This window comes from Symbiopectobacterium sp. (assembly GCF_051710365.1).
Classification (GTDB): domain Bacteria; phylum Pseudomonadota; class Gammaproteobacteria; order Enterobacterales; family Enterobacteriaceae; genus Symbiopectobacterium.
On the sequence record NZ_JBPETA010000238.1, the window covers coordinates 1 to 4,023 of the forward strand.

General features: G+C 53.9%; 2 protein-coding genes and 1 pseudogene. 2 read left to right on the forward strand and 1 reads right to left on the reverse strand.

Features of this window, described 5'->3' with window-relative positions; genetic code table 11:
* Positions 1–139: 139 nt before the first annotated feature.
* Positions 140–1,072, forward strand: a complete 933-nt coding sequence (locus tag ACTBDZ_RS15685) for a dihydrodipicolinate synthase family protein (protein WP_438816002.1) — start codon at positions 140–142, stop codon at positions 1,070–1,072.
* 300 nt (positions 1,073–1,372) lie between these two features.
* The gene (locus ACTBDZ_RS15690) at positions 1,373–2,416 is read left to right on the forward strand and encodes a LacI family DNA-binding transcriptional regulator (RefSeq protein ID WP_438816003.1); all 1,044 of its coding nucleotides are present in this window, start codon (positions 1,373–1,375) and stop codon (positions 2,414–2,416) included.
* 56 nt (positions 2,417–2,472) lie between these two features.
* Here ACTBDZ_RS15690 and ACTBDZ_RS15695 read toward each other — a convergent pair.
* Positions 2,473–3,651 (reverse strand): annotated as a pseudogene (locus ACTBDZ_RS15695) (methyl-accepting chemotaxis protein); the annotation flags it as partial.
* Positions 3,652–4,023: the final 372 nt, after the last annotated feature.

A 4,023-nucleotide genomic window follows, 5' to 3' on the forward strand; every position in this document is an offset into this window, starting at 1 on the left:
AGGAAGCAATGTCTCAATCCTAGCCCATTGATCATCTCGAAGTGCATAGCGACGTGTCATCTCTTACTTTTTAGGCCAAAGTAGACAATCATACACGCTTATCCAAGCATTTGATGACAGGCCCTAAAAAGAGAACATCATGACCAAAATTAATATCGATTTACGTGGCCTGAACCCTGCCCCTGTCACACCGTTCAACCGCGATGGTTCCGTGGATTACGCCGCGTGTAAAAAACTGGGTGCCTGGCTTGCCAGCATCGATGGCGTTAAAAGTCTGACCGTATTGGGCCACGCTGGGGAAGGCACCTTTATGTCTCAGAGCGAGCAGATGAAATTGATTGAAGCTTTTGCGGAATCGGTGAACGGCGCCATTCCAATCATTGCGGGTATCACGCTCGAAGGCACCGAAGTGGCAGCCGAAGAAGCCAAGCGCGCCGTCAGCGCGGGGGCCTCTGCGGGCCTGCTGTATCCTTCTCACGGCTGGCTGCGTTTTGGCTACCAGAAAGGGGCACCACAGGATAAATACCAGGTATATGAAGAAAGTGGCCTGCCGCTGATCCTGTTCCAGTATCCCGATGCCACCAAGTGCACCTATAACCTGGAAACGTTGCTGGAAATCTCTGCTCAACCCGGAGTGTTTGCCATGAAGAACGGCGTGCGCAATATGCGTCGCTGGGACACTGAGATTCCGGTAATCCACCGTGAACGCCCGGACCTGCAGATCCTGAGCTGCCATGATGAATATCTGCTCTCGACGGCCTTTGATGTAGACGGTTTCCTGGTGGGCTATGGCAACATTGCGCCAGAACTGCTGGTAGAGATGATCAAAGCCGGCAAGGCGAAGGATTACAAAAAAGCCCGTGAGATCCATGACCGCCTGCTGCCTGTGACCAAAAGCGTGTATCACCGTGGTTCACACATGGAAGGTACCGTGGCACTGAAGCATGCGCTGGTGGCGCGCGGCATTCTGGATCACGCCACAGTGCGTTCTCCGCTGCTGCCATTGGAACCCGGCGCAGAAGAGGAAATCAAAGCCGCAATTCGCGCTGCTGAACTGCCATTCGTTGGCTAATGCCCGTACTCCGACGCTGACATGACGGATACGCCCGCCTTCATACCGTGAACGGCGGGCGTATTTTCGATCCAAACGGCATCCAACCTCCCACGCTTGTTAGCGCAATCAAACGTATATGTTGCGCATTATTGTATGCTTTTGCATAGTAACCCCTGATTATCCTGCCGTGGCACAGATTTAAAATTCCGAGGTGTAGCCAAAGCCTGGGAACCATTACATAATAAATTCGTAAACACCACGCGGATGTCATTGGCAACACACTGTGCCTTTTTTTAAAAATAAAAATCAAGGGATTACATGGACCCTAATACCTTTCCGCCCAACGGTTCAAGCCGTAAGTTGGGAAGCAAACCCGTCACCTTACAGGATGTCGCCACGGCAGCCGGGGTGAGCGTTTCCACCGTTTCCCGCGTTCTGGATGAACGGTTACCTCCGTCACGCAGCAAAGCTGCCGAACGTGTACGTCAGGTTGCACAGGAGTTAGGTTACCGACGCGACATCATGGCCTCCAGCCTGCGCCGTGGCGGCACGGGAACCATCGGTGTACTGGTGCCGCGTCTGAGCGATATGGTGATGGCGTTATTGTATGAGGCCATTTGCCGCGCAGCAGAACGCTACAGTTATTTTGCGATTGTTGCGACCTGCGGTGACGATCCGGTGCAAGAAAAACAGGCGGCAGCATCCCTGCTCGATCGGCGCGTTGACGGGCTGATTCTGGCCACTAGCCGACTGGATGACCATTTGCCGGCGGAATTGCGTCAGCAAAATGTTGCCCACGTATTGGCGCTGCGTACCGACGGTGTTAGCCGCTCTGCCATTGGTGATGATGAACAGGGGGGCTATCTGGCAACCCGGCATCTGATCGATCTGGGCCACCGTGATATCGGTATGGTCGCGGGTCCCAGCTTTTCTTCCGGTGCGACCTATCGCCGGGAAGGATTCCATCGTGCAATGCGCGAGGCCGGGCTCACTCCTAATCCCGCCTGGATTCGGGAATCCGGTTTCAGCATCGAGTCAGGAGAAAGTGAAGGGATGGCACTGCTGAGCGGAGCACGCAGGCCCACGGCCATTTTCGCCATCAACGACGATTTGGCTTTCGGCGTTATGGCGGCGGCCCATCGATTGGGACTGGCAATAGGTCAGGATTTATCAGTGGTAGGCTATAACGATATTCCACTGTCCGCCCGTTTGCCGGTTCCGCTCTCTTCGGTACATATTCCGTTCGACCACGTTGCCTCTATTGCTGTTGAATTGCTGCTGGCTGGCACCGAGCCCGTCGATACCATTCGGCGCGTGATGCCAAGTCTTATTCCACGCAGCTCCAGTGCACCGCTCAGGTAATCACTCATGCATTAGCGGGCCAATGCAGCCCGCTAATGCTCACGCTTCAGGCTGTGCTACACCCAATCGCCTTGTGCCACCTGAACGGGCAAAGCCGCAAAACGGGTTGATCGTTGTGCGGCCTCTGGCTCGCAAACGGCGTTTCCAGGCAGACGGAATACTGCAATCAGCGAGGCAAGCCGTGTGACCTGCGCTTCCAATGCTAAAGCCGCAGAGGTGGAATCATTGACCATCGTTGCATTTTCCTGAATAGTCCGATCCATGTCCGTCACGGCATCACCAATTTGTGCAATACCGCGACTCTGCTCGTCTGACGCCACCGAAATATCGTTCATGATGCGATCGACAGCGCCAATTGACGTCACAGTGTCATGCATGGCGCTCCCCGCTTTTTCTACCAGCACAGAACCTTCATCCACTCGCGTCACGGACTCTACAATCAAGGTTTCAATCTCTCTGGCCGCTTGTGAACTGCGCTGCGCCAGATTACGCACTTCGCTGGCGACCACAGCAAAACCACGCCCTTGTTCTCCGGCCCGTGCCGCTTCCACCGCCGCATTCAGCGCCAATATGTTAGTTTGAAAAGCAATGCTGTTGATAACCGACGTGATATCCGCGATTTTCCGCGAGCTGCCGGTAATATCCGACATCGTTGTCACCACCTGCTTAATGATCTCACCACCGCGGTTGGCGTTGCCCGATGCCTGACGTGCCAGCTGTCCAGCGTGCCGCGCGTTATCCGCATTGTTGGTCACCGTCGCGGTCAACTCCTCCATGCTGGCAGCAGTTTCCACCATTGCTGCCGCTTGTTGATCGGTACGTGAGGACAAATTGCGGTTACCGTCGGTAATGGCGGAAGAGGCCGTCGCCACCTGATACGCACTGTCTCGAATATCCACCATCAGTCCGCACAGCTTTTGCGTCATCTCCATCATGGCATGCGTCAACATCCCAAGTTCATCACGGCGAACCTGGCCTACCACGACAGAGAGATCGCCTTGTGCAATGCGCTGCGCCAGTTCAAGGTTGCCACGTATCGATCTCGCTATCAGGCGAGTCACCGATACGGAGATCAATATTCCCAGCAAAACGGCACAAATACCGATAACAACGATTTCCGCAACTGAACGGTTGATAACATACTGATTTTTATCATCAATCTGGCTCACGATACGGCTAAGGGTGTCGGTAACGGCAAACCCCGTTTTAATGGACTGCGTATCGGCCACCTTGAGGCGCTGCCACTGTGCGGTATTCTGTATGTTCTCCCCGGCGGAAACGACTTGCTTCTGCCCACGCAACGCAGACACGGCGAGCGCGATCTCCTCCAGTTCATGTTGATATTGCGTCAGTTGTTCGCTCAGGCGTTGGAAATGCTGCACATCACTTTCCTGCCAACGCAATTGGCGCGCTTTTTCCTGCTGTGCAATTATCTGGGAAACATATTTCATCATATTGCTGGCGTTCTCTTCATCCAACGTATAAAACCGTCATTCCGCACCTGATTTTTCTTTTTTCGGGACTTGACGGTATTCTGAAGTTCTGAATTTATTACTGCTTTTTGCAGACCAATCAGCATGAGTACTCCCCACGTTACCATCCGTAAC